Here is a 24,277-nt window from a genome sequence, read left to right on the forward strand (position 1 = left end):
GCAAAAATAGTAATATTATTGAAAATGCCCCTTATTTAGTTGCGTTTTCTTTTTTTCTAGTATCGATTCTGTTTTGAGCAATTCTCATGGCAGCTTCTTGAGTTGTGATACCATTTTGTTCTGCATAAGCAAAAATCTCTAACGTAGTATTATAGATGTTTTCGGTTCTTCTCATTGCTTCTGCACTGTCATAACCTACAATTTCAGCATAAACATTGATGATTCCACCAGCATTGATCAAGAAATCCGGTGCATAAAGAATCCCTTTTCCTTTCAAGATTTGTCCGTGAATGGCATCATTTGCCAACTGATTGTTTGCAGCTCCAGCAATAACTCTTGCTTTTAATCTATTGATAGTGTCATCATTTACAGTAGCTCCAAGTGCACAAGGTGAATAAATATCCACATCTGCACTATAAATATCAGTACCTGCATAGATAGAAGCACCATATTTTTGGCTTACTTCTTCTAATTTTCCTTGATTGATATCTGTAATTTGAACCTGAGCTCCTTCTTTTGTTAAAAAGTCAACCAAAGTTTCCCCTACATGACCAATTCCTTGTACCAAAATTTTCTTTCCATCCAAGCTTTCGCTACCAAACTGGTATTTTGCAGCTGCTTTCATTCCCATATAAACACCATAAGCTGTTACAGGAGAAGGGTTTCCAGACCCCCCTTTTTCTACAGAAACACCAGTAACAAACTTCGTTACTTCTCTAATGTTGTCCATGTCTTGAGTCGTAGTTCCAACATCTTCGGCAGTAATATATTTTCCGCTTAGAGAATTCACATATTCTCCAAATTTGCGAATCATTTCTGGAGTTTTATCAATTTTAGAATCACCAATTATGACGGCTTTACCCCCACCAAGATTCAATCCTGTAATTGCTGATTTATATGTCATTCCGCGAGATAATCTCAAAACGTCGTTTAAAGCCTCCCATTCATTTGCGTATTTCCACATTCTTGTTCCACCCAAAGCTGGTCCTAAAACTGTGTTATGAATACCAATTATTGCTTTTAAACCAGTATCTTTGTCATTGCAAAAAACGATTTGTTCATGATTATCAAATGATACTTGTCCAAAAACTGGATCAATTTTGTGAAGTTCTTTCGGGGTTAATACTTCTGTTATCATAGTACTTAATTTATTAAATGAATTATGACTTTATCAAAAAGACAGTACAAATTTACAGTTTTAATCAAAACATTGCAATAGATTTGGCTTTTTTTAGCAATCCTTTAATTAAATTGTTTTTTACACACTAAAACCAAAAATATATTTTATTGTGATTTTTAACTAATATTACTCAATAAAATATTTGATTATCTTAATATAATGAAAGAATTACAATATTTAAATAAATATTTCGTCAAATATAAATACCATTTTTTGTTCGGAATAATTACCACAATTGCTGCTCAAATATTTTCTTTGTTCACTCCAAAATTAATTAGCGATTCGTTTCAAGAAATTGAAAAATTTGCTAAAAGCGATTCTATACAATCCGAAATTATAAAAACAGCCTTGTTCCACAACATATTACTAATTGTTGGAACTACAATTGTTGCTGGATTATTAACTTTTTTAATGCGACAAACATTGATTGTGATGTCGCGCCATGTCGAATTCGATTTAAAAAACGAAGTATTCCGCCAATATGAAAATCTAAGTCAAAGTTTTTATAAACAAAACCGGACAGGAGACTTGATGAACCGCATTAGCGAAGACGTTGGAAAAGTGAGAATGTATGTAGGGCCAGCCGTGATGTACACAATTAACACCTTCATTCGTTTTGCAATCGTTATTGTATATATGTATAATGTTTCGCCACGATTAACCTTATATACCTTATTACCATTACCGCTTTTATCATATATCATTTTTAAATTGAGTACCGAAATCAATAAGAGAAGTACCTCATTTCAGCAAAATCTTTCCAAATTGTCCAGTTTCTCACAAGAAGTTTTTTCTGGAATCAGAGTAATAAAAGCTTATTCCTTAGAAACCAAATACCAAGAAAACATGGGAGAACTTTCGCAAGAAAGCAAAGAGAAAGCCATGAGTTTAGCCATGACAAATTCGCTTTTTGGTCCGTTAATGTTAGCCTTGATTGGTGTGAGTAACTTGGTGGTAATTTATTTTGGAGGAATGATGTACATCAACGGAAGTATTGACAGTATTGGTATTATTGCCGAATTCATCTTGTATGTAAATATGCTAACCTGGCCAGTAGCCTCATTAGGATGGGTTTCGTCAATGGTTCAAGAAGCCGAAGCTTCCCAGAAAAGAATTAACGAATTTTTGAAAATCGAACCTGAAATCAAGAATAACTCCAAAGAACATTCTATCATTCATGGAGCTATCGAATTTAAAAATGTGAGTTTCACATATGACGATACAAATATTGAAGCCTTAAAAAATATCAATTTCACTATTAACAAAGGAGAAACTTTGGCTATTTTGGGAAAAACAGGGTCAGGAAAATCAAGTATTCTTTCCTTGATCAGCCGATTATATGACGTTTCGGATGGAAAAATTACCGTTGATGGAAAAGAAATACGTCAACAAAATCTTTTTGATTTAAGAAACAGCATCGGTGTAGTGCCTCAGGATGCTTTCCTTTTTTCGGATTCCATCAAGAATAATATAAAATTTGGAAAAGAAGATGCTACGGAAGAAGAAGTAGTAGAGGCGGCAAAAAAAGCAGTTGTACACGAAAATATCGTCAATTTCAACATGCAATATGAAACGGTTTTGGGCGAACGAGGAATTACACTCTCGGGCGGACAAAAACAGCGGGTTTCGATTGCACGCGCCATTATCAAAGACCCAGCGATTTTGATGCTCGACGATTCACTTTCGGCAGTTGATACCGAAACTGAAGAAGCAATTTTGAATAATCTGCTGGATTTTTGCAAAAACAAAACCACGATTATTGTAACCCATAGAGTCTCATCAGCCAAAAATGCAGATAAGATAATCATTCTGGAAGAAGGAAAAATCATCCAACAAGGTTCTCATAATCAACTTGTAAACCAAGACGGATATTACAAAGAGTTATATATAAAACAACTTTCTGAAAAAGAAATTATATAAAATGTTGGTCAATTAACTTTTTTTTCTGATTTTTGAGTTCTACAAAACACCCAAATAATAGATAGAAGGATTATGAGAGAAAATGATATGTTAGAAAAAGAAGAAATTTTTTCTAAAGTTTTAAGAGCTGGAAGAAGAACTTATTTCTTCGATGTTAGAGCTACAAAGGCCGATGATTATTATATCACGATTACTGAAAGTAAAAAGTTCACTGAAGAAGATGGATCGTTCCACTTCAAGAAACACAAGATTTACTTATATAAAGAAGATTTTGCCGCTTTCGCTGAAATTTTAGAAGAAATGACTTCATATGTTTTGAACCACAAAGGCGAAGAAGTGATTTCTGAAAGACATCAAAAAGATTTCAAGAAAGAATACTTTAATGAATATAATCAAAAAATTGAAGTGCAAAACGCTGCAGAACCATCTGTTAGCAGTTTTACAGATATTGATTTTGATGATATTTAATTATTAAAAAAAAACAGTTAAAGTCTGAAAGTCGAATGATTTTCAGACTTTTTTTTACCCAATTCTCAAACCGTTTTCCACCCGAAAATCAGGACTCAACAATACCACATCTCCTTCATCCCCAACTGCTCCAAGAACTAAACACTCGCTCATAAACTTGCCAATTTGTTTCTTGGGAAAATTTACAACAGCAACAATCTGCCGGTTGAGCAACTGTTCTTTATCATATCTTTTTGTAATTTGAGCCGAAGATTTCCTGATTCCTATTTCATTACCAAAGTCAATTGTGAGTTGAAATGCTGGTTTTCTAGCCTCTGGGAAGTCATTAACGGCTGTAATCGTGCCAACTAAAATTTCGACTTTCTCAAAATCGGACCATGTTATTTCTGATTGCATATTTTATTCATTATTTTATTATTAATATTAAATATTCGTGATTCAAATTTCTAATAATTTTTATTATATTTAGAATCGAAAACTAAATATTTTGTTTACTGCATCTTAAGTTTATAAAAAAGGAACGTTGATTAATGAAAATGAACTACAAATAATGGCAAAAACACCTTCAAATATGTTACCGCTAGGAACTTTAGCACCGTCTTTTCGACTTAAAGATACAAACTCCAACTATCATTATTCTTTTGAAGATTTAAAGGGAATCAAAGGAACTTTGGTTATGTTCATTTGCAATCATTGCCCGTTTGTGCATCACGTTTTGGAAGAAGTGTTAATGATTGCAAACGATTATCGTGTTCAAGGTTTGGGAGTAATTGCAATTTCAAGTAACGATGCCGAAAAATATCCGCAAGATGGTCCGGAAATGATGACCGAATTTGCTTTTCAAAATAAGATGGATTTTCCTTATTTATATGATGAAAGCCAAGATGTAGCAAGAGCTTTTGATGCCGCTTGTACACCCGATTTTTATCTTTTTGATGCACAAGATAAGTTATTCTACAGAGGTCAATTGGATGATTCGCGACCCGGAAACGGAATTCCCTTAAGCGGAAGCGATTTGCGAAATGCAATCGATGCCGTAATTTATAACCGAAGCATTGCCGAACCACAAAAGCCAAGTTTGGGCTGTAATATTAAATGGAAATAATTTTTACCGATGGAAATATATCATATAAGTGCCGAATGTTATCCTGTTGCAAAAGTTGGCGGTCTAGCCGATGTAGTTGGGGCTTTACCTAAATACCAAAACAATCTAGGTCACAACGCTAAAGTTGTGGTTCCTGGATATGACAATAAATTTACAAATGAAAATGAATTTGATACCATTCATCAAGGGAAATTAAAACTGGGTTGGTTTCATTTTAATTATACTGTTTTCCGAGAAAAGAACAATAAATTAGGTTTTGAATTATATTTGATCGCCATTCCTGAATTGTTTGACAGACCAAATGTATATTCTTATGATGATGACACCGAACGTTTTACAGCTTTCCAGATTGTTTTTTTAAATTGGCTAACCGAAACCAATCAACACCCTGACATCTTGCACTGTCACGATCATCATACTGGATTAATTCCTTTTTTGGTGCAAAATGCGTTCAACTATCATCATCTGAAGGCAACTCCTACCGTATTAACGATTCACAATGGACAGTATCAAGGATGGTTTGGTTTAGATAAACTGCATTATTTGCCCGAATTCCATCAATCAAAATTAGGATTCTTGGAATGGAACGGAATTATAAATCCTTTGGCTTCAGCCATAAAATGTGCTTGGAAAGTAACCACAGTTTCACCAAGTTATCTGGACGAGATTAGTAACAATGCTAATGGATTGGAAAATCTTCTTCGATATGAAAGACCAAAATCAGTTGGCATTCTAAACGGAATCGACACCGAAGTTTGGAATCCAAAAACGGATGATATGCTTGTAGCGAATTATAACTTGAAAAATTTCAAAACAGGGAAAAACAAGAACAAGGAATTCATTTGTGAACAATTTAATCTGGATATCAACAAACCATTGTTTACTTTCATAGGAAGATTGGTGGGCGAAAAAGGTGCCGATTTATTGCCTGAAATTTGCAGTACCGCTTTAAGCAGAAATCCTGGAGAAATCAATATTTTAATGTTAGGTTCGGGAGATAAACAACTGGAAAAGAGTCTCGATGGATTAAAATACTTTTATCCCGGAAATTACAATGCTTATATAGGCTATAATGAGAAATTAGCTCATATCATTTATGCTGGAGCCGATTATCTATTGATGCCTTCACGTGTTGAGCCTTGTGGTTTAAACCAAATGTATGCCATGCGTTATGGCACCATTCCAATCGTTAGAAGAACGGGCGGATTAAAAGACACCGTTTGGGACATTGGCGATGGAGGTTTTGGAATCTGTCACGACAACACTAGTGTTTTTGATGTAAATCACTCCATAACCAGAGGGATTGATTTATTTAATGACAGAGAAAAATTTGATTCCGTTAGAAAAACAATCCTGCAAATTGATCATTCGTGGGATAAAGTTGCCGAAGAATATATTAAGGTTTACCAATCACTAAAAAACTAAAAACAAAAAGCTATGAACAACAACATTTTAGCCATTATTTTGGGAGGTGGTCAAGGCTCCCGATTAGCGCCATTAACAGAAAGCCGTTCAAAACCAGCCGTTCCAATTGCAGGAAAATACAGATTGGTTGATATTCCGATTTCAAATTGTATCAATTCTGATATCAAGAGAATGTTTGTATTGACACAGTTTAATTCGGCTTCATTGAATCAGCACATTAAAAACACCTATCATTTTAGTCACTTTAGCACTGCATTTGTAGATATTTTGGCTGCAGAGCAAACCCCTGACAACCCTACTTGGTTTCAAGGAACCGCTGATGCTGTTCGACAATGTATGCAACATTTTTTGAACCACGAATTTGATTATGCCCTGATTCTATCCGGAGATCAATTGTATCAAATGGATTTCAACAAAATGATAAAAGCCCATACCGAAAGTGGAGCCAATATTACCATCGCTACTTTGCCAGTTACGGCAAAAGAAGCTCCTGAATTTGGAATTTTAAAAACCAACGAAGAAAGTCTGATTACTTCATTTATTGAAAAACCTTCAAAAGATTTATTGCCAGACTGGACATCAGAAGTGAGTGAGGAAATGGCTAGCGAAGGCAAACATTATTTAGCTTCTATGGGAATTTATATTTTCAACCGCGAACTATTGGTGAGATTGATGTCTAATCCAGATACAAAAGATTTTGGAAAAGAAATCATTCCGCAAGCTATCGGAAATCAAAAAATATTGAGCTATCAGTATGAAGGATATTGGACCGATATTGGAAATATTGATTCCTTCTTTGAGGCAAATTTAGGCTTGACCGATGATATTCCGAAGTTTAATTTATTTGATAATTCGAGTAAGATTTATACCAGAGCTCGAGTTTTGCCTCCTTCAAAAATTACAGGTGCAACAAATTTTGATCGTTCAGTAGTTGCAGAAGGTTGTATTATCAATTCAACAAAAATCGAACATTCGGTTATTGGAATCCGTTCAAGAATTGACGAAGGTTCAGTAATAAAAAATTCTTATTTAATGGGTAATGATTTCTATCAAAACTTGGAAGAAATTAGCCATAATCATCAGGAACACATTACTAATATCGGAATTGGAAAGCGTTGTTACATCAACAATACCATCGTTGATAAAAATTGCCGAATTGGAAACGATGTTTATCTTAATGGAGGAAAACATCTGCAGGATTCCAATACAGAATGGTATACTATCAAGGAAGGGATTATTGTAATCAAGAAAGGTGTAGTAATTCCTGACGGATTTAGAATCGAATAAATTATTTTTTCTTTAAAACCACATTTACTGGTTTATTAGCACGAGGCCCAAATTGTTGGGCCTTTTGTTGTACTTGGGTAGTACATAAAACATACATATTAAAGGCATAAAGCTGAATAATCTCGGTTTCGTATTGAGGGTTCTCCGAAACATCTTCAATTTTAACCCTCATTTGATCTGCAGGAAAATCATTGGTTACAGAAAGAAGATAAGTATCTTTTGCAAAAGGAAAAAACCATCTTGCTTTTTGATTTTCGGGAGTATTTTCGATTTTTTTTCCTGCATCATCAATCCTATAATTTTCATAGAATTTCATAATCTGACCGCTTTTGTTCCAACTATATTTGTTGTTTACATTGATTACGTCGTTTCCTAAACTATCAACCAAAGTAACTTTCAAGTTTGAAATATTCTCCGATTTTCCATCTTCGTGGATGTGCATCACGATATAGGACGAAAAATCATAACCACAATGCTGTTGTGCTCTTGCAGAGAAAAGGGTTAGAAAAAATAAAATTATGGTATATCGCATTATGTTTCCTTAATTAGTTTTTGATTCATTTTGGATCGTAAAACTACATTTCAAGAATTATTCCAAATGATCGTAGAAGTAAAATTATTTATTTTCTGTCAAATAATTAAAAATTGCCAATGTTTCGGCATCCCTAATTCTAGCTTTCTTCTGCATATCTTTTAAAATTGGCACCCATTCTTCTTTCTGGAAATCTTCGGCTTTGTATAATTTATGGCATTTGGCACAATTGTTTTCATACAAATTCTTACCATCATAACCTGAAGCCAATGCTACAGTTTCAGTACTTTGTTCAACAGGTGAAAGGGTTTCAACAACTTTAACTGATCCAACTGCAGTTGTGGTTGTTGCTTCTTTTTTAGCCTTGCAAGAGTAAATGAATACGAATGTAAAAGCCAATAATGTGATTTTTGATTTCATTTTTGATTTTTTGATGTGTGTAAATATAAAAAATCCCAACGATAAACTATCATTGGGATTAGTATTTTAGATTTTAGAGTTATACTTAGATTCAAATGCTCTTAACTCTACACTCGAACTATTTAACGTCCATCAATTCAACATCAAAAATCAAGGTTGCATTTGGAGGAATAACGCCACCAGCTCCACGAGAACCATATCCTAAATGAGATGGAATCACGAAACGGGCCTTGTCGCCCACTTGCAACAAAGCGATTCCTTCATCCCATCCTTCAATAACATTGCCTCTTCCTAAAGGAAACTCGATTGGTTTTTTTCTGGTATAAGATGAATCAAACACTTTTCCGTTTTCCAACTGACCTGAATAATGAACAGAAACCGTTTTACCATTTTCTGCTTTTTTACCATTTCCTTTTTGGATCATCTTATAACGCAATCCACTTTCCGTTTTATCAAAACCAGCAGCCAATTCTTCCATTTTCGCTTCGGCAGCCTCTCTTTCGGCAGCTTCACGTTTTGCACGAGAACCTTCAAAAGTTCTGAAAGCTTCAACAGCATTCCATTTTTCAGCTTCTGCACCAACTCTCACGATTTCAACACTTTCTAAAGCATCACCTTGTGCAACACTATCCACAACATCCTGTCCTTCTACAACATGACCAAAAACTGTATGTTTGTTGTCCAACCAATCTGTTGGAATATGCGTGATGAAAAACTGAGAGCCATTCGTTCCAGGTCCAGAGTTTGCCATTGACAAAACACCTGGTCGGTTGTGCTTTAATGTTGGGTGAAATTCGTCATCAAATTTATAACCTGGATCTCCAGTTCCAGTTCCAAGAGGACAACCTCCTTGAATCATAAAATCAGGAATAACTCGGTGAAAATTCAATCCGTTATAATAAGGAGTTCCTTGTGGTTTTGCTTTATTTTCAAGGTTTCCTTCAGCCAAAGCTACAAAGTTACCTACAGTTCCTGGAGTCAAATCGTGTGTAAGTTTTACTAAAATCGACCCTTTTGGAGTATTGAATTTAGCATATATTCCGTTTTCCATTGTTTGTTTTTTAAAAATTGAAGTGCAAATTTACGAATTAATTTTTTACTGATTCAGCCTTTAGCTTTTTAGATTTCGATTGATAAGTCGCTGCATAAACAATCAAGGCAAAAGCCGCCAAAAGCATACAGCCTAAAGTAACCGCTTGCCACTCGCCTATTTTCCAAAGCAACAATCCATAGGCTGAACCTAAAGCCGTTCCCAGAAAACTAAACGACATATAAACTGTATTCATCCTGTTTCTGGCTTCTGGAAGTATCGAATAGACCCGCGTTTGATTGGAAATATGAACCCCTTGCAGTCCTATATCAATCAAAACGATTCCAACGATGATGCCGATGACACTGGATGCTGAAAAATAAAAAACGATGAAACTCATTAACATCAGTAAACAGCCATATCCAACGGCTACCCTTGAATTGCCTTTGTCGCCAAGTTTTCCAACCAAGGGTGCTGCCAAAGCTCCAGAAGCACCAATGATTCCAAAAAGTCCTATTGTGGCGGTATTGAACTCAAAAGGTTCCTCTGAAAGCAACAAAACCATTGTGGTCCAGAACGCTCCAAATTGAGCAAAACAAAACATATTAATCAAAGTTGCTTCTCGCAAAAGAGGTTGTGTTTTTATCAGTGTAAAAAGAGATTGTATTAACTTTCCATAAGACCCTTGAAAGTCAGGTTTATTGTAAGGAAACTGCTTTTGAATGACAAAAAACAACAGCAAGCAAATTCCAGCCGCAATCCAAAACATCGAACGCCATCCCCAAATTTCTCCAATAAAACCGCTTAAAGTTCGGGATAATAAAATTCCAACCAATAATCCACTCATGATAGTTCCAACCACTTTTCCTCGCTTTTCGGGTTGGCTTAACGAAGCTGCCAATGGCAAAATGAGTTGTGGAACGATTGAAGTTGCTCCAATTAAAAAGGAGGCTATTTCTAAGATTAAAAAACTTTTTGCCGTTGCTGCAATGATCAAGGCAATAATTGAGGCAAAAGTGGTAATTAAAATTTGCTTTTTTCGTTCGATTTTATCACCCAATGGCACCATGAAAAACAAACCGATTGCATAACCAGCTTGAGTCAGGTAGGCAATTGTTCCAGCATTTGTTTCGGTGATTTTAAACTCTTGAGCAATCAGTACGATTAAAGGTTGGCAATAATATAAATTGGCAACGATTAGTCCAGTACAGGCTGCCATAAACAGCACTTTGGTGTTAGATAAATTCATTTTGCAAAAATAATCATCTAATTTTTTATGGGGATTCTATTCAACAATAATTTAACGTAAGTAAATTCATAAATTTCATTTAAAGCTAAACCTTAAAACATCCGATAGCCTTAAATTTGCATTTCAAAATAAAAATTAAAATGGAAAACTTAAAAGGTAAAAAAGCAATTATAACAGGTGGTGGAAAAGGTTTGGGTAAAGCAACGGCAATCGCTTTCGCAAAAGAAGGAATTGACGTAGCCATCACAGGAAGAAATGAACAGAACTTAATTGACACGGTTGCTGAGCTAAAAGCTCTTGGTGTTGACGCCATTTATGAAAAATTTGACGTGGGCAATCATCAAGAAGTTCAAACTGCTGTTCAAAATATTATAAAGACATTCGGAACCGTTGATATTTTGGTAAACAATGCCGGAATCGCGGCTTTTGGAACCTTTATGGAAATGAGCCCTGAAAAATGGAACGACATCATGCAAACTAACGTGATGGGAATGTATTATGTCACAAAAGAAGTGCTGCCTCACTTAATTGCTAAAAATCAAGGCGACATCATCAATGTTTCGTCAACTGCCGGGCTTACAGGAAACGCCGGAACTTCTGCTTATTCAGCTTCAAAGTTTGCCGTAATAGGACTTTCGGAAGCCTTGATGAAAGAAGTCCGAAAAAATAATATCCGTGTTTCTACTTTAACACCAAGTACGATTGCTTCGGATATGTCAATCGAATTGGGAATTGCCAAAAAAGATTCTGAAGATTCCGTTTTGCAACCCGAAGATTTTGCCGAACTGATTGTTGCCAGTTTGCAATTACCTAGAAGAGCCATGTTGAAATCCGCTTCATTATGGTCAACTAATCCATAAAAATAGCTGTTTGCAAAAAAAAAACAGACACAAATTCCACAAATTTTCACGAATTGATTTGTGAAAATTCGTGGAATTCGTGTCTAAAAAAAAACATCAAAAAGTAAACTTTCTTTCAGTTCCGAAACTTCGTATCTTTGCCCCTTTCAAAATAAATTATGAGAATCGACATCATCACCATCCTACCCGAGTTATTACGAAGTCCGTTTGAGGCATCTATTATGAAACGTGCCATCGACAAAGGTTTGGTGGAAGTCCATTTCCATAATTTGCGTGATTATACTACAAACAAGCAAAAAAGTGTTGATGACTATCAATTTGGCGGAGGAGCTGGAATGGTCATGATGGTGCAACCTATCGACGATTGCATCACAAAACTGAAAAGCGAAAGAACCTACGACGAAATCATCTACATGACACCAGATGGCGAAACGTTGAACCAAAAAATGGCCAACACCATGTCGATGTATGAAAACATCATCATTTTGTGTGGACACTATAAAGGTGTAGATCAACGCGTTCGTGACCACTTTATTACTAAGGAAATCTCCATTGGCGATTATGTCTTGAGTGGTGGCGAATTGGGAGCTTTGGTTTTATCGGATGCCTTGATTCGTTTGATTCCAGGGGTTTTGAGCGATGAAACTTCAGCATTGACCGATAGTTTCCAAGATAATCTACTTTCAGGTCCAATTTACACTCGTCCCGCTGAATATAAAGGATGGAAAGTTCCAGAAGTGTTAACCAGTGGGCATTTTGCCAAAATCGACAAATGGAGAGAAGAAAAAGCCTATGAACACACAAAAAACAGAAGACCTGATTTGTTAGAAGAATAATAGTTTAATTTTTTCTTAAAGTTAGTGGATTCATTTTCAATTGGTTTGCATGATTATTAACTTTATATAAAAAATTAAATCATGAAAAATCTTATCAAACCTCTATTATTTTTACTCCTTTTTCAATTCACAAATTTATCTGCTCAGGATTTGGTTCAAAAAAAACCTGAAAAAAACATTCCATTCATTGTGCAGCAATCTTTTGAGGCTAAGTTTCCCAACAATGATCCCATTTGGTTTTCTCAATATCAAGGCCGTTATAATGAACAATTGGTCTATGAAGGGAGATTTATATTTGATAACCGCTACTCATCGGCAATTTATGATCGTGATGGCCAGTTGATTGCCTTTGCAGCAACAATTGAAGCATCTGAAATTCCAGAAAAAGCGATAGAGTACATGAAAAAAAATTATACCAACAGATCAATTACAGAGGCTATAATGGTAACCAGAGCTAAAGATGAGACAACAATTGAACTCGGAATCTACATCGACAATCAAATGAGAATCATTGTTTTCGATAAAAAAGGAGAATTTATTAAAAGTACGCGAGGATAAATAATCCATCAAAAAAAAGCCTGCTAAGCATTGTTAATTGAAATTTTTAATTAATTTTGCACCCTCATTGGATCAACCTCTGGCGAAAACCGTGAATGTTGATTTGATTTAAACCATAAATTAGAAATAAAATGGCAGATTTAATGAAATTCGTTCAAGACGAATTCGTAACAAGAAAAGATTTCCCTGTATTCGGAGCTGGAGACACTATCACAGTTTACTACGAAATTAAAGAGGGTGAAAAAACTAGAACACAGTTCTTCAAAGGAGTTGTAATCCAAAGAAGAGGTTCTGGAAATACAGAAACTTTTACTATCCGTAAAATGTCTGGAGCAGTTGGTGTAGAGCGTATCTTCCCAGTTAACTTGCCAGCTTTACAGAAAGTTGAAATCAACAAAAAAGGTGCAGTTCGTAGAGCTAGAATTTTCTACTTCAGAGAACTTACTGGTAAAAAAGCAAAAATTAAAGACAAAAGAAGATAATCAATTGTCTGTTTCTTATAAAAATCCCGATTCATTGAGTCGGGATTTTTTTTTTGCTTTACAATTTTATCCCGAAGTTTCGGGAGCGAATCGTTCGGGCTTTTTCATCCCGAAGCTTCGGGACATGTTCCTGCTGGATGCATTATCTTTTGTTCATCCCGAAGCTTCGGGACCAGAACAAAAGGATAGTTGCAACCATCAGGGCTAAAAAGCCAATCATTTTCCAGACGCTTGAGGAAAATGAGTGGCTTTCTAGCCCCGACATGAGGGAAAATCCTTTTTTATTTTTTGCTGCCAAAAATAAAAAAGATTTGGAAGGATGGCGGGAACATGGATTATTCTCTGCCCTAAACTTTCGCTCCTAAAAAATAAAATACGACATTAAATTACAGTCTAAATTGCTGATTTGTCATTTATTGAACCATAAATTGCCATATTCGCAAATCAATCGTTTTCGTGAGGGTTCAATTCTGAATTTCGCACTCGTTTTATTATATTTGTAGCCCTTACAAAATAGCAAACAAACTTTTATACAATGTCAAATAAAGCAAAGATTTTTTACACCATCACGGACGAAGCTCCAATGTTAGCCACTCATTCTTTCCTTCCTATTGTTCAATCCTTCACGGCTCCTGCGGGAATTGCTGTGGAAACCAGAGACATTTCGTTGGCGGGAAGAGTTATCGCCAACTTCCCAGAATTTTTGAACGAAAACCAAAGAATTAAAAACGACTTACTAGAACTTGGCGAATTGGCGACAACTCCCGAGGCGAATATCATCAAATTGCCAAATATTTCAGCCTCTGTACCTCAATTGAAAGAGGTAATCAAGGAATTGCAAAAATTGGGTTACAACTTACCTGAATTGCCAGAAAACCCGCAAACAGACGAAGAAAAAGCCATCAAGGCTAAATATGCTAAGGTTTTAGGATCGGCTGTAAATCCTGTTTTACGTGAAGGAAACTCTGACAGAAGAGCTCCTAAAGCGGTGAAAAACTATGCTAGAAAACACCCACATTCTATGGGGGCTTGGAGTGCAGACTCTAAGACGCACGTGGCTTCTATGAGTGAAGGCGATTTCTACGGAAGTGAAAAATCTGTAACGGTTAAAGATGCTGATACTTTCAAAATCGAATTCGTTGGAAACGACGGAACTACAAAATTATTAAAAGATACTTCTCCGTTGAAAGCTGGAGAAATTATTGACAGTGCGGTTTTGAGCGTGAAAGCATTAAAATCGTTTATCGCAAAAGAAATTGAAGATGCAAAAGCACAAGGTGTTTTATTTTCAGTTCACTTGAAAGCTACAATGATGAAGGTTTCTGACCCGATTATCTTTGGTGCAATCGTGGACGTTTTCTTTGCTCCAGTTTTTGAAAAATATGCAACGCTTTTCGCAGAATTGGGTATAAACACTAAAAATGGTTTTGGCGATGTATATGCAAAAATTGCAGGACACGAAAAACAAGCTGAAGTTGAAGCTGCAATAAATGATGTTTATGCGAATGCTCCAGCTTTGGCAATGGTAAATTCTGATAAAGGAATCACGAATCTTCATGTTCCATCGGATGTAATTGTAGATGCTTCTATGCCTGCTATGATTCGTACTTCGGGACAAATGTGGAACAAGGAAGGAAAAGGTCAGGATACAAAAGCAATCATTCCAGACCGTTCGTATGCCGGAGTTTATGTAGCAACTATTGATTTCTGTAAAAAACACGGTGCTTTCGACCCAAAAACGATGGGAAGTGTTCCAAACGTTGGTTTGATGGCTCAGGCTGCTGAAGAATATGGTTCGCACGACAAGACTTTCCAGATGGATGCTGATGGAACTGTAAAAGTAACCAATTCTAAAGATGAAGTACTTACAGAACAAAAAGTAGAAAAAGGCGATATTTTCAGAATGTGTCAGGTAAAAGACGCTCCAATTCAAGACTGGGTAAAACTGGCTGTGAATAGAGCAAGATTGTCTGATACTCCAGCTGTTTTCTGGTTGGATGAAAATAGAGCACACGACAGACAGTTGATCGAAAAAGTAAACCTTTACTTAAAAGACCATGATACAACTGGTTTGGATATCAGAATCTTAAATCCCGTAGCAGCAACAAATTTTTCTTTAGAAAGAATCAAAGACGGAAAAGATACTATCTCGGTAACTGGAAACGTTTTGCGTGATTATCTAACCGACCTCTTCCCTATTCTAGAATTAGGAACTTCTGCAAAAATGCTTTCTATCGTTCCGTTGATGAACGGTGGTGGATTGTTTGAAACCGGAGCTGGTGGTTCAGCACCAAAACACGTGGAGCAATTTATTGAAGAAGGTTACTTACGTTGGGATTCACTAGGAGAATTCTTGGCTTTGGGTGTTTCTTTGGAGCATTTGGGTCAATCGTTGAATAATTCTAAAGCTTTGGTTTTATCTGAAACTTTGGATGCTGCAAACGAGAAATTCTTGGAAACTGATAAATCTCCTGCTAGAAAAGTAGGCCAGATTGACAATAGAGGTTCTCATTTTTATCTTGCCCTATATTGGGCTCAAGCATTAGCTGCTCAAGATAAAGATGCAGAATTGAAAGCTACTTTTACTGAAATTGCAAAAGAATTGACGGAAAACGAAGCAAAAATCAACGAAGAATTAATTGGTTCACAAGGAAAACACCAAGAAATTGGAGGTTATTACAAACCGGATTTCAAATTGACTGACAAGGCAATGCGACCTAGTGAAACATTAAATAATGCTTTAGCTAAATTACTGTAATTCGGTAATTAAAAATAAATATTTAAAAAAAGACGGCTTTTAGGGTCGTCTTTTTGCTCTTTAGCTGTTATAATAAATTATATGAGAAAAACCTCGAAAGGATTAGTTGCTTTTTTATTTTTAATATTGACCAGTACAATCAGCTATGGTCAGTTAGGATTTTGTTTAGGAAGTAAAGGATTGCCTATTTTTACCGAAAATTTTGGTAGCGGAACTACTTTTGGACCTCAATTACCTGCTGGAACAACGTCTTATAATTATGTTTCGGGAACTCCCAATGATGGTGATTATACCCTATCATCCCAAATTAACTTGAATCCTTCTTGGCACAATTCTCAAGATCATACCGTAGGTGATACCAATGGAAAATCATTGATTGTTAATGCTAGTTTTACTTCGGGAGAATTCTATAAAAGAACCGTAACAGGACTATGCGTTAATACTACATTTGAATTCACCGCTTGGTTGATGAATATCTATAACTCGGCTTCAACGGGAGCTTGTCCGGGAACGGGAATTCCAATCAATGTTACTTTTGAAATTTGGGATGCAACCGAAACTACACTTCTAGAATCAGGAAGTACTGGAGATATTAACGGAACACCATCTGCCATTTGGGAACAATTCGGATTGACTTTTACTACTTTGGCTGGTCAAACTTCTGTAGTTTTAGTCATGAAAAATAACGGTGTTGGCGGCTGCGGAAATGATTTAGCAATTGATGATATTATGTTTCGCTCTTGTGGTGATTTCACTGTAATTGCAACCGGACCCGATAATGCTACAACTTTTACAACTTGTGAAGACCAATTGCCAACTAGTATTAATTTGAATGTATTTTCCGAAGGAACCAACCTAAATGTTTTTCAATGGCAAGAAAGTACAGATAATACCATTTGGACAGATATTGTAGGCGAAACAACCCAAAATTATGTACCAAATATTTCTGAATCTAAATTTTTCAGAGTAAAAGTAGCCGAAGACGTTGCAAATTTATCCAACCCTTTTTGCTTCACTGTTTCCGAAGTTTTTACCGTAACTGTAGTCCCAAAACCAGTTGCTCCAACAAGCAACGGCGATGCCGATATTTGTGATGGCGAACCAATCCCTGCTTTGTCCGTTACAGCAGCAACAGGCGAACAAGTAAATTGGTTTGATGCTCCAACAGGCGGGAATTTGGTGCAAGCCAATAGTACTACTTTCACCCCAACTAACGAAGGAACTTATTATGCCGAAGCGTTCGTACCCAATGCTACTTGCATAAGCGACACTAGAACTGCAGTAAGTTTCAGCATCCGTGAAGCACCAGTTGTAACAGATGGTTCTGCAACCTTTTGCGAAGGATTCTCTGTAACTATCAGTGCTGAAATCGACAATGTAGATTACCTTTGGAGCACGGGTGAAACTACTAAAGATATTCGCGTAACAACCCCAGGAACATACACCGTAACCGTTACAAACAATGTGGGATGTTCAAGCATTCGAACAGTTACCGTAACTGAAACCTTAATTCCTGTCATTGAAGAAATCATAATTGATCATAGAACCGTGACCATCCTGACTTCCACTACAGGAGATTATGAATATGCTTTGGACGATCTGAATTATCAAGATTCTAATATTTTTTATGGTGTTACAGGTGGCGTGAGAACAGCTTATGTTAGAAACAGATGCGGAAGGGATTTTGAAAAATTCGACTTGATTATACTTCCAAAATTCTTTACACCAAATGGCGATGGCTACAACGATACTTACCAAATCGAAGGAAATTCAATGGTTCCTAAAGTGAAGATTGCCATTTTCGACCGTCATGGAGCATTGATTATTTATTTGGACGAAAGAAATTCTAGCTGGGACGGAACCTTAAACGGAAATCCACTTCCTGCAACCGATTATTGGTACAAGGCTAATTTTATAGACGGAAGCGAAATGAAAGGACATTTTTCTTTGCTTCGCTAATTTTCTGAAGCTATTCCGGCTGTCCATTACAAAAAAATCCTGCAATAAAAAGTTTTGTAAATCCCGCAAGGTCCCGAAGCTTCGGGACCTCTGGTCGCTCTTGCAGGATAACAAAACTAAATTTATTACAGGATTTTGTTTTCCATTGCCATCCGGGCTAAATCAGAATCATACAACAATAAAGTTTATTTATCTTTACAGGCAAATCTGAAATATAATTCCGAAACTTCGGGACAGAACTCTAAAATCAAAAATCAAATGTCTTCACACCACATTGTTCGCGACGACCAAGAACCCGCGTTAATTATTGCAAATGGAGCTTCCTGCAGTTCCGAACTATTAGGTCAATTGTTAGAGTGGTCGCCCTTAGTAATTGTTCTTGATTCTGCTATCGAGAGAGTGATCGAACTGGACATCAAAGTGGATGTGCTTTTAGGGGATTTTGATAGGGGTTTTGACACCAAGAAATATGAAGAATTACAATATCCGATAGAAATCGTTCATACACCCGACCAAAATAAAACTGATCTAGAAAAAGCTCTTGATTATCTGATTGAGCGAAAAATTCCAGCCGTAAATGTAGTTTGGGCAACGGGAAGACGAGCTGATCATACGATAACCAATCTTACGAATATCGTTCGATTCAAAGATTTAATCAAGATTGTGATCCTTGATGATTATTCCAAAATATTTCAATTGCCACGAAATTTTCAGAAATGGTATACAGCTAGTACTAATATTTCCTTGATTCCTGTTGGCGAAGTTTCGGGCATACATTCAGAAAATCTGGTCTATCCATTAAAAGATGATACCCTAACCATTGGCTACAGAACAGGAAGTAGCAATGCTGTCGCTAAAGACGGAATTGTAACCATCAGCCACGATAAAGGCGATTTGTTGATGATGGAATGTATCGATCTATTCTAATTTTATATTCAATAATGCATCTCTGATTGTTTCAAAATGAGTCCACGGAATAAAGTGGTTCGCATCCTTGATTGAAATCAAATCCATACTTTTTGCATTCACAAATTCCTTTTGGATAAAACCTACATTGCTATAAGGAACCAGTTGATCTTTTGTACCATGAATGATTAAAATTTCAGATTTGATGTTTTTTAGCAACGGCTTCAAATCTTTCAAATCTTGTTTCAAGAGCCATAATTCATCGTTTGCAGGTCGCATTGCTCCAGGAATCAAATAGCGAATAGGTTTTGTCTTAATCACTTTTCTCCAATTTTCAGGCTTTTCAGCATCAGGATCAATTGAACCAGCAATAATTACAAGGGTTTTATACTTATCGGGAGCTAATGTTGTCATTTCTGTAATAACAGGCCCACCCATCGAATGTCCAATCAGAATAACAGGTTGCTTGTTATCTTTCGTTTTCAAAAATGCATTAATCCGTTTTGATTGCGTCTGTAAATCTTCGGCTTGACCGAAATTACTATAACCAAAACCCGGTCGGTCAATGGCAATCATGCGGTACTTTTTTAGCAATAGCGAATCCTTTAAATATTCCTTGAAAGCATCCCAACTTCCAGGCGAACCGTGTATAAAAACTAAAGTAGGTTTGTCGTTCTCACCAGTTTGAATATAATGGATATCGTGTTCAGAAATTGAAAACTTCTCACTAATAAAATTAGTTTTTGCCTTTTCAAAAAAAGATTTTGTTTTATTCGGAGACATCCTCATTTTCATGCATGACTGACACATAACAAGATAAACCATAAAAATACTTAAGGCAACATAGCGTTTCCTGAATCTTTTTTTACTTCGATTTGAGGTCATAAGAAGTGAATTATATTTACATAAAAGTAACCATTTAAATTTCAAAAGGCTTTATTTTGCATACTGAAATTGAAAAATTCCCGTTTTTCAAATCAACCTTTATAATTCAATCTAAAAATGACGAATCCTAAAATCACGATTACCAATACAGAAGTATTATCCAAGAATTGGTATGTCCTTAAAAAGATCACTTACGAATATCAAAAAAAAGACGGCTCAACTGAAACGCAAATGCGTGAGGCCTATGACCGTGGAAATGGTGCCACTATTTTACTTTACAATAAAGATTCTAAGAATGTAATCCTGACCAGACAATTTCGCTTGCCAACGTATTTGAATGGTAATGAAAGTGGGATGCTGATTGAAGCGTGTGCTGGACTTTTGGACAAGGACAATGCCGAAGATTGCATCAAAAGGGAAACTGAAGAGGAAACGGGCTATAAGATTGCCGATGTAAAAAAGATTTTCGAAGCCTATATGTCACCGGGTTCGGTAACTGAAATCGTACATTTTTTTGTTGCCGAATATTCCAAAGAAATGAAAATCAACGAAGGTGGCGGACTGGATGAAGAGCAGGAAAATATAGAGGTTCTAGAAATCGCTTTTGAAAAAGCTTTTGATATGATTTCGACTGGAGAAATCAAAGATGCCAAAACCATGATGTTGCTACAATATGCAAAAATAAACAACCTTTTAGATTCTTAAATTAAGACCGACATACCAAAAAAATTAAACACGAATTGCACAAATTATCATCAATTATGAGCTTCAAAGAAGTATATTTCGTGTAAATTCGAGAAATTCGTGTGGGAAATAAGGAAAGTGTATCTTTGTCCTGAAAATGAGCACGATGAAACCAACAATCACACCCGAAAAAACCGCATTACATCCAAGAAACCCACACCGTTTTAGATATGATTTTGCCCAACTGATACAGGCTTCTCCTGCATTGCAACCATTTGTATTCGTTAATGAATTCAATATTGAAAGCGTAGATTTTAGCAATCCAGAAGCTGTAAAAGCTTTGAATAACGCTATCTTGATAAGCGAATACGGTATTCAAAACTGGGATATTCCAAAAAATTACCTCTGTCCTCCTATTCCCGGAAGAGCTGATTATATTCATTACTTGGCCGATTTACTGGCTGAATATAATAATGAAATTATCCCTCAAGGCGATACAGTTTTTGGACTGGATATAGGTGTTGGTGCAAATTGCATTTACCCAATAATCGGACATTCGGCTTATGGATGGAGTTTTGTCGCAACCGATATCGACGAAAAAGCCATTGATAATTGCATCAAAATCATCGACGAAAACCCAAAACTTCAAGACGCGATTAGTTTGCAACAGCAATTGAATTCTCGTTATATTTTTAAAGATATCATTCAGCCCGAAGATAAATTTGCCTTCACGCTTTGCAATCCGCCATTTCACAGTTCAGAAGAAGAAGCGAATAAAGGAACAATTCGGAAAATCAATAATTTGGAGAACACCAAAACCAGCAAACCAGTTTTAAACTTTGGTGGTCAAAATGCTGAACTATGGTGTGAAGGAGGCGAACTTGCCTTTATCACCCAAATGATTTATGAAAGTGCAAAGTATCCGATGCAAGTGTTGTGGTTTACTACTTTGGTTGCTAAAAAATCCCATTTGGCAAGTGTTTACAGAGCTTTGGCAAAAGTGAATGTAGCCACAATCAAAACGATTGAAATGGCTCAAGGCCAAAAGACGAGCCGTATTGTCGCTTGGACTTTTCAATCAGAAAAACAATTGAAAAGCTGGAAGTTTTAAGGTTTTATAAACGCTATCCATAATTCTTTTTTTGTATTTTTGATTAAACATCTTTTATTATGAATACCATCGAACTTAAAAAGATATTAATTTCTAAAATTTCTGAAATAGATGACAATTCTTTTTTAGAAGCTTTGAATACTATTTTAGACCATAAAACTTCTGAGGCTGAAAAAAATGAATATAAACAATATAATTTTGACCTCTTAAAAGCGGAAGAAGATATTGAGAATGGAAAAACCTATTCTCACGAAGAAGTCAAAGAAAAAGTTGCTTTATGGAAAAAGAGATAGTTTGGACAGAAACTGCTCTAGAACAACTCCAAGACATCTATTTTTATATATTAGAAGAATCAAAAAGCTTTTCAATCGCTGATAAGGTAATTGATCGAATAATGGATTCGGTTACAATTTTAAAAAGCAGATGGGAAATATATGAGATAGACGAAATGAGACTGCCTAATTCTCATGATTATAGAGCTTTTGAAATTTATTCTTATCGAATCTCATATAAAGTAACTGACACATCTATTTTTATAATTCGAATTCGACACACTAGTAGAAACCCAAAAAGTTTCTTTTAATTTTTATAGTACCCCAAATGAAATTCCAAATAGTATCCGATTATCAACCCAAAGGCGACCAACCACAAGCCATTGAAAAACTAGCCCAAGGTTTAGTCGATGGCGAAAAATTCCAGACGTTACTTGGTGTTACAGGTTCTGGAAAAACGTTTACGGTTGCCAATGTGATTGAAAAAGTGCAACGTCCAACTTTGGTTTTGGCACATAATAAAACACTTGCCGCACAATTATATTCAGAATTCAAGCAGTTTTTTCCAGACAACGCCGTGGAATATTTTGTTTCCTACTATGATTATTACCAGCCTGAGGCTTTCATGCCGGTTACGGGAGTTTTCATAGAAAAGGATCTTTCCATCAATGAAGAGTTGGAGAAAATGCGATTGAGCACCACTTCTTCCCTGCTTTCTGGGCGTCGTGATGTGTTGGTGGTAGCTTCGGTTTCCTGTTTATATGGTATTGGAAATCCTGTTGAGTTTCAGAAAAATGTAATTTCTATACAAAAAGATCAAGTGATTTCGAGAACCAAACTTTTGCATCAGTTGGTGCAAAGTTTATATTCCCGAACCGAAGCCGAGTTTACTCCGGGAACTTTTAGGATTAAAGGTGATACTGTAGAAGTTTTTCCGAGTTATGGCGATGAACCTTTCAGGATTCATTTCTTTGGAGATGAAATTGAGGAGATTGAAGCCTTTGATGCCAAGACTTCTTTGGTTTTAGAAAAATACAATAAGCTCAATATTTATCCAGCCAATATGTTCGTGACTTCACCTGATGTTTTGCAAGGGGCGATTTGGGAAATACAGCAGGATTTGGTGAAACAAGTCGATTATTTCAAGGAAATTGGGAAACATCTTGAAGCCAAACGTTTGGAAGAGCGGACCAATTTCGATTTGGAAATGATTCGGGAATTGGGTTATTGTTCTGGTATTGAGAACTATTCCCGCTACCTTGACGGAAGGCTTCCAGGAACGCGACCTTTCTGTTTGTTGGATTATTTTCCAAAAGATTATCTGATGGTGGTGGATGAAAGCCACGTGACGCTTTCGCAAGTGCATGCCATGTTTGGTGGCGACCGTTCCCGAAAGGAAAACTTGGTGGAATATGGTTTCAGATTACCGGCTGCTATGGACAACCGTCCTTTGCGTTTTGAAGAATTTGAAGGGATGCAGAATCAAGTAATATATGTTTCGGCGACTCCGGCTGATTATGAATTGCAGAAAACCGATGGTGTTTATGTGGAGCAAATCATCCGCCCGACGGGACTTATTGATCCATTAATCGAGATCCGGCCAAGCTTGAACCAGATTGATGATTTGATTGAAGAAATACAAGTTCGTGCTGAAATAGACGAACGGGTTTTGGTGACCACCCTAACCAAAAGAATGGCGGAGGAATTGGCAAAATACTTGACAAAAGTAGGCATTCGTTGCCGTTATATTCACTCAGAAGTGGATACTTTGGAGCGAATTGAGATCATGCAGGATTTGCGAAAAGGTATTTTTGACGTGTTGATTGGGGTGAATTTACTCCGTGAAGGTTTGGATTTACCCGAAGTTTCGCTGGTTGCTATTTTGGATGCCGATAAGGAAGGTTTCTTGAGAAGTAACCGATCGCTTACGCAAACCATTGGCCGTGCGGCAAGAAACCTGAACGGGAAAGCCATCATGTATGCCGACAAGATTACCGACAGTATGCAAAAAACAATTGATGAAACCAATTACCGCCGAACCAAACAAATCAACTACAATACCCAATATAATATAACGCCTCAGGCCTTGAACAAGAAGATTGAAAGTGCTTTTACGAAAAATCCTCTAGTGGATTATGAATTGGGCAACACTCCGATGATGGCTGCCGAACCTGATACTACTTATATGGCGAAAGGCGATATCGAGAAGATGATTCGGGAGAAACGTAAATCGATGGAAAAGGCGGCAAAGGAATTGGATTTTATCCATGCTGCGAAATTGCGGGATGAGATTAAGAAATTGCAGGAACAACTGGCCTAGTTTCTTCTCTATTTTTTATTGTTTATTGCT

General features: G+C 36.3%; 25 protein-coding genes. 18 read left to right on the forward strand and 7 right to left on the reverse strand.

Annotated features, from left to right (window positions below; all coding sequences use genetic code 11):
- Nucleotides 1–31 precede the first annotated feature (31 nt).
- Nucleotides 32–1,138 carry a Glu/Leu/Phe/Val family dehydrogenase gene (locus G508_RS0112430; RefSeq protein ID WP_026705632.1) on the reverse strand — a complete coding sequence of 369 codons (1,107 nt, stop codon included), beginning with the start codon at nt 1,136–1,138 and terminating at the stop codon, nt 32–34.
- Between the two features lie 201 nt (nt 1,139–1,339).
- On the opposite strand from G508_RS0112430, the gene G508_RS0112435 reads away from it, so the two are divergent.
- The gene (locus G508_RS0112435; protein ID WP_026705633.1) at nt 1,340–3,100 is read left to right on the forward strand and encodes an ABC transporter ATP-binding protein; all 1,761 of its coding nucleotides are present in this window, start codon (nt 1,340–1,342) and stop codon (nt 3,098–3,100) included.
- Between the two features lie 72 nt (nt 3,101–3,172).
- Nucleotides 3,173–3,568, forward strand: coding sequence for a PUR family DNA/RNA-binding protein (locus tag G508_RS0112440; protein WP_026705634.1), 396 nt, complete (start codon nt 3,173–3,175; stop codon nt 3,566–3,568).
- Between the two features lie 54 nt (nt 3,569–3,622).
- On the opposite strand, the gene G508_RS0112445 is transcribed toward G508_RS0112440, so the two are convergent.
- Complete coding sequence (locus G508_RS0112445) at nt 3,623–3,964, reverse strand: tRNA-binding protein (protein WP_026705635.1); 342 nt, start codon at nt 3,962–3,964, stop codon at nt 3,623–3,625.
- A gap of 154 nt (nt 3,965–4,118) precedes the next feature.
- Here G508_RS0112445 and G508_RS0112450 point away from each other — a divergent pair, with 154 nt between their 5' ends.
- The 3 genes from G508_RS0112450 to G508_RS0112460 are packed head-to-tail and all read left to right on the forward strand — an operon-like array spanning nt 4,119 to nt 7,385.
- Nucleotides 4,119–4,673, forward strand: a complete 555-nt coding sequence (locus G508_RS0112450; RefSeq protein WP_026705636.1) for a thioredoxin family protein — start codon at nt 4,119–4,121, stop codon at nt 4,671–4,673.
- A 9-nt stretch (nt 4,674–4,682) separates the two neighbouring features.
- Nucleotides 4,683–6,098, forward strand: coding sequence for a glycogen synthase (locus tag G508_RS0112455; protein ID WP_026705637.1), 1,416 nt, complete (start codon nt 4,683–4,685; stop codon nt 6,096–6,098).
- A 12-nt stretch (nt 6,099–6,110) separates the two neighbouring features.
- On the forward strand, nt 6,111–7,385 hold the full coding sequence (locus G508_RS0112460) for a glucose-1-phosphate adenylyltransferase (RefSeq protein WP_026705638.1): 1,275 nt from the start codon (nt 6,111–6,113) through the stop codon (nt 7,383–7,385).
- 1 nt (nt 7,386) lies between these two features.
- On the opposite strand, the gene G508_RS0112465 is transcribed toward G508_RS0112460, so the two are convergent.
- The 4 genes from G508_RS0112465 to G508_RS0112480 form a co-directional block, all read right to left on the reverse strand.
- On the reverse strand, nt 7,387–7,917 hold the full coding sequence (locus G508_RS0112465; protein ID WP_157486007.1) for a hypothetical protein: 531 nt from the start codon (nt 7,915–7,917) through the stop codon (nt 7,387–7,389).
- A gap of 84 nt (nt 7,918–8,001) precedes the next feature.
- Complete coding sequence (locus G508_RS0112470; RefSeq protein ID WP_026705640.1) at nt 8,002–8,337, reverse strand: hypothetical protein; 336 nt, start codon at nt 8,335–8,337, stop codon at nt 8,002–8,004.
- Between the two features lie 118 nt (nt 8,338–8,455).
- Nucleotides 8,456–9,388, reverse strand: a complete 933-nt coding sequence (locus tag G508_RS0112475; protein WP_026705641.1) for a peptidylprolyl isomerase — start codon at nt 9,386–9,388, stop codon at nt 8,456–8,458.
- Between the two features lie 37 nt (nt 9,389–9,425).
- Nucleotides 9,426–10,616, reverse strand: a complete 1,191-nt coding sequence (locus tag G508_RS0112480) for an MFS transporter (protein WP_026705642.1) — start codon at nt 10,614–10,616, stop codon at nt 9,426–9,428.
- 140 nt (nt 10,617–10,756) lie between these two features.
- On the opposite strand from G508_RS0112480, the gene G508_RS0112485 reads away from it, so the two are divergent.
- The 8 genes from G508_RS0112485 to G508_RS0112520 all read left to right on the forward strand — a co-directional run bounded on the left by G508_RS0112485 (nt 10,757) and on the right by G508_RS0112520 (nt 18,996).
- The gene (locus tag G508_RS0112485) at nt 10,757–11,476 is read left to right on the forward strand and encodes a 3-ketoacyl-ACP reductase (protein WP_026705643.1); all 720 of its coding nucleotides are present in this window, start codon (nt 10,757–10,759) and stop codon (nt 11,474–11,476) included.
- 158 nt (nt 11,477–11,634) lie between these two features.
- A complete protein-coding gene (trmD, locus tag G508_RS0112490; protein ID WP_026705644.1) occupies nt 11,635–12,312 on the forward strand; it encodes a tRNA (guanosine(37)-N1)-methyltransferase TrmD in 678 nt (225 codons plus the stop codon).
- A gap of 81 nt (nt 12,313–12,393) precedes the next feature.
- Nucleotides 12,394–12,870: a hypothetical protein gene (locus G508_RS0112495; protein ID WP_026705645.1), complete on the forward strand. Its 477-nt coding sequence runs from the start codon at nt 12,394–12,396 to the stop codon at nt 12,868–12,870.
- A 131-nt stretch (nt 12,871–13,001) separates the two neighbouring features.
- Complete coding sequence (gene rplS / locus G508_RS0112500; RefSeq protein WP_026705646.1) at nt 13,002–13,352, forward strand: 50S ribosomal protein L19; 351 nt, start codon at nt 13,002–13,004, stop codon at nt 13,350–13,352.
- A 34-nt stretch (nt 13,353–13,386) separates the two neighbouring features.
- The gene (locus tag G508_RS20125; RefSeq protein WP_157486008.1) at nt 13,387–13,560 is read left to right on the forward strand and encodes a hypothetical protein; all 174 of its coding nucleotides are present in this window, start codon (nt 13,387–13,389) and stop codon (nt 13,558–13,560) included.
- 327 nt (nt 13,561–13,887) lie between these two features.
- Nucleotides 13,888–16,110, forward strand: a complete 2,223-nt coding sequence (locus G508_RS0112510) for an NADP-dependent isocitrate dehydrogenase (protein ID WP_026705648.1) — start codon at nt 13,888–13,890, stop codon at nt 16,108–16,110.
- Between the two features lie 81 nt (nt 16,111–16,191).
- A complete protein-coding gene (locus G508_RS0112515) occupies nt 16,192–18,069 on the forward strand; it encodes a T9SS type B sorting domain-containing protein (protein ID WP_035694701.1) in 1,878 nt (625 codons plus the stop codon).
- A gap of 258 nt (nt 18,070–18,327) precedes the next feature.
- A complete protein-coding gene (locus G508_RS0112520) occupies nt 18,328–18,996 on the forward strand; it encodes a thiamine diphosphokinase (RefSeq protein ID WP_026705650.1) in 669 nt (222 codons plus the stop codon).
- On the opposite strand, the gene G508_RS0112525 is transcribed toward G508_RS0112520, so the two are convergent.
- Nucleotides 18,988–19,758 carry an alpha/beta fold hydrolase gene (locus G508_RS0112525; RefSeq protein WP_169628034.1) on the reverse strand — a complete coding sequence of 257 codons (771 nt, stop codon included), beginning with the start codon at nt 19,756–19,758 and terminating at the stop codon, nt 18,988–18,990. The two genes, G508_RS0112520 and G508_RS0112525, sit on opposite strands and share 9 nt — an antisense overlap.
- Before the next feature lie 219 nt (nt 19,759–19,977).
- Between G508_RS0112525 and nudK the strand changes: the two genes are divergently transcribed.
- From nudK to uvrB, 5 genes are all read left to right on the forward strand, one after another.
- Entirely contained in the window at nt 19,978–20,565 is a 588-nt protein-coding gene (nudK, locus tag G508_RS0112530; RefSeq protein WP_026705652.1) for a GDP-mannose pyrophosphatase NudK, read from the forward strand.
- A gap of 145 nt (nt 20,566–20,710) precedes the next feature.
- On the forward strand, nt 20,711–21,655 hold the full coding sequence (gene rlmF, locus G508_RS0112535) for a 23S rRNA (adenine(1618)-N(6))-methyltransferase RlmF (RefSeq protein WP_026705653.1): 945 nt from the start codon (nt 20,711–20,713) through the stop codon (nt 21,653–21,655).
- A 59-nt stretch (nt 21,656–21,714) separates the two neighbouring features.
- On the forward strand, nt 21,715–21,948 hold the full coding sequence (locus G508_RS0112540; protein WP_026705654.1) for a hypothetical protein: 234 nt from the start codon (nt 21,715–21,717) through the stop codon (nt 21,946–21,948).
- A complete protein-coding gene (locus tag G508_RS0112545) occupies nt 21,933–22,238 on the forward strand; it encodes a type II toxin-antitoxin system RelE/ParE family toxin (protein ID WP_026705655.1) in 306 nt (101 codons plus the stop codon). Before G508_RS0112540 ends, G508_RS0112545 begins: the two co-directional genes overlap by 16 nt.
- 17 nt (nt 22,239–22,255) lie before the next feature.
- Nucleotides 22,256–24,247 carry an excinuclease ABC subunit UvrB gene (gene uvrB / locus G508_RS0112550; protein WP_026705656.1) on the forward strand — a complete coding sequence of 664 codons (1,992 nt, stop codon included), beginning with the start codon at nt 22,256–22,258 and terminating at the stop codon, nt 24,245–24,247.
- The last annotated feature ends 30 nt before the right edge of the window (nt 24,248–24,277 follow it).

It is taken from the genome of Flavobacterium soli DSM 19725, assembly GCF_000422705.1.
Classification (GTDB): domain Bacteria; phylum Bacteroidota; class Bacteroidia; order Flavobacteriales; family Flavobacteriaceae; genus Flavobacterium; species Flavobacterium soli.

Bases quoted from the DNA above. Each gene is read 5' to 3' on its own strand.
- G508_RS0112430 (WP_026705632.1), bottom strand. From the start codon at position 1,138: ATGATAACAGAAGTATTAACCCCGAAAGAACTTCACAAAATTGATCCA.
- G508_RS0112435 (WP_026705633.1), top strand. From the start codon at position 1,340: ATGAAAGAATTACAATATTTAAATAAATATTTCGTCAAATATAAATAC.
- G508_RS0112440 (WP_026705634.1), top strand. From the start codon at position 3,173: ATGAGAGAAAATGATATGTTAGAAAAAGAAGAAATTTTTTCTAAAGTT.
- G508_RS0112445 (WP_026705635.1), bottom strand. From the start codon at position 3,964: ATGCAATCAGAAATAACATGGTCCGATTTTGAGAAAGTCGAAATTTTA.
- G508_RS0112450 (WP_026705636.1), top strand. From the start codon at position 4,119: ATGGCAAAAACACCTTCAAATATGTTACCGCTAGGAACTTTAGCACCG.
- G508_RS0112455 (WP_026705637.1), top strand. From the start codon at position 4,683: ATGGAAATATATCATATAAGTGCCGAATGTTATCCTGTTGCAAAAGTT.
- G508_RS0112460 (WP_026705638.1), top strand. From the start codon at position 6,111: ATGAACAACAACATTTTAGCCATTATTTTGGGAGGTGGTCAAGGCTCC.
- G508_RS0112465 (WP_157486007.1), bottom strand. From the start codon at position 7,917: ATGCGATATACCATAATTTTATTTTTTCTAACCCTTTTCTCTGCAAGA.
- G508_RS0112470 (WP_026705640.1), bottom strand. From the start codon at position 8,337: ATGAAATCAAAAATCACATTATTGGCTTTTACATTCGTATTCATTTAC.
- G508_RS0112475 (WP_026705641.1), bottom strand. From the start codon at position 9,388: ATGGAAAACGGAATATATGCTAAATTCAATACTCCAAAAGGGTCGATT.
- G508_RS0112480 (WP_026705642.1), bottom strand. From the start codon at position 10,616: ATGAATTTATCTAACACCAAAGTGCTGTTTATGGCAGCCTGTACTGGA.
- G508_RS0112485 (WP_026705643.1), top strand. From the start codon at position 10,757: ATGGAAAACTTAAAAGGTAAAAAAGCAATTATAACAGGTGGTGGAAAA.
- trmD (WP_026705644.1), top strand. From the start codon at position 11,635: ATGAGAATCGACATCATCACCATCCTACCCGAGTTATTACGAAGTCCG.
- G508_RS0112495 (WP_026705645.1), top strand. From the start codon at position 12,394: ATGAAAAATCTTATCAAACCTCTATTATTTTTACTCCTTTTTCAATTC.
- rplS (WP_026705646.1), top strand. From the start codon at position 13,002: ATGGCAGATTTAATGAAATTCGTTCAAGACGAATTCGTAACAAGAAAA.
- G508_RS0112510 (WP_026705648.1), top strand. From the start codon at position 13,888: ATGTCAAATAAAGCAAAGATTTTTTACACCATCACGGACGAAGCTCCA.
- G508_RS0112515 (WP_035694701.1), top strand. From the start codon at position 16,192: ATGAGAAAAACCTCGAAAGGATTAGTTGCTTTTTTATTTTTAATATTG.
- G508_RS0112520 (WP_026705650.1), top strand. From the start codon at position 18,328: ATGTCTTCACACCACATTGTTCGCGACGACCAAGAACCCGCGTTAATT.
- G508_RS0112525 (WP_169628034.1), bottom strand. From the start codon at position 19,758: ATGTCTCCGAATAAAACAAAATCTTTTTTTGAAAAGGCAAAAACTAAT.
- nudK (WP_026705652.1), top strand. From the start codon at position 19,978: ATGACGAATCCTAAAATCACGATTACCAATACAGAAGTATTATCCAAG.
- rlmF (WP_026705653.1), top strand. From the start codon at position 20,711: ATGAAACCAACAATCACACCCGAAAAAACCGCATTACATCCAAGAAAC.
- G508_RS0112540 (WP_026705654.1), top strand. From the start codon at position 21,715: ATGAATACCATCGAACTTAAAAAGATATTAATTTCTAAAATTTCTGAA.
- G508_RS0112545 (WP_026705655.1), top strand. From the start codon at position 21,933: ATGGAAAAAGAGATAGTTTGGACAGAAACTGCTCTAGAACAACTCCAA.
- uvrB (WP_026705656.1), top strand. From the start codon at position 22,256: ATGAAATTCCAAATAGTATCCGATTATCAACCCAAAGGCGACCAACCA.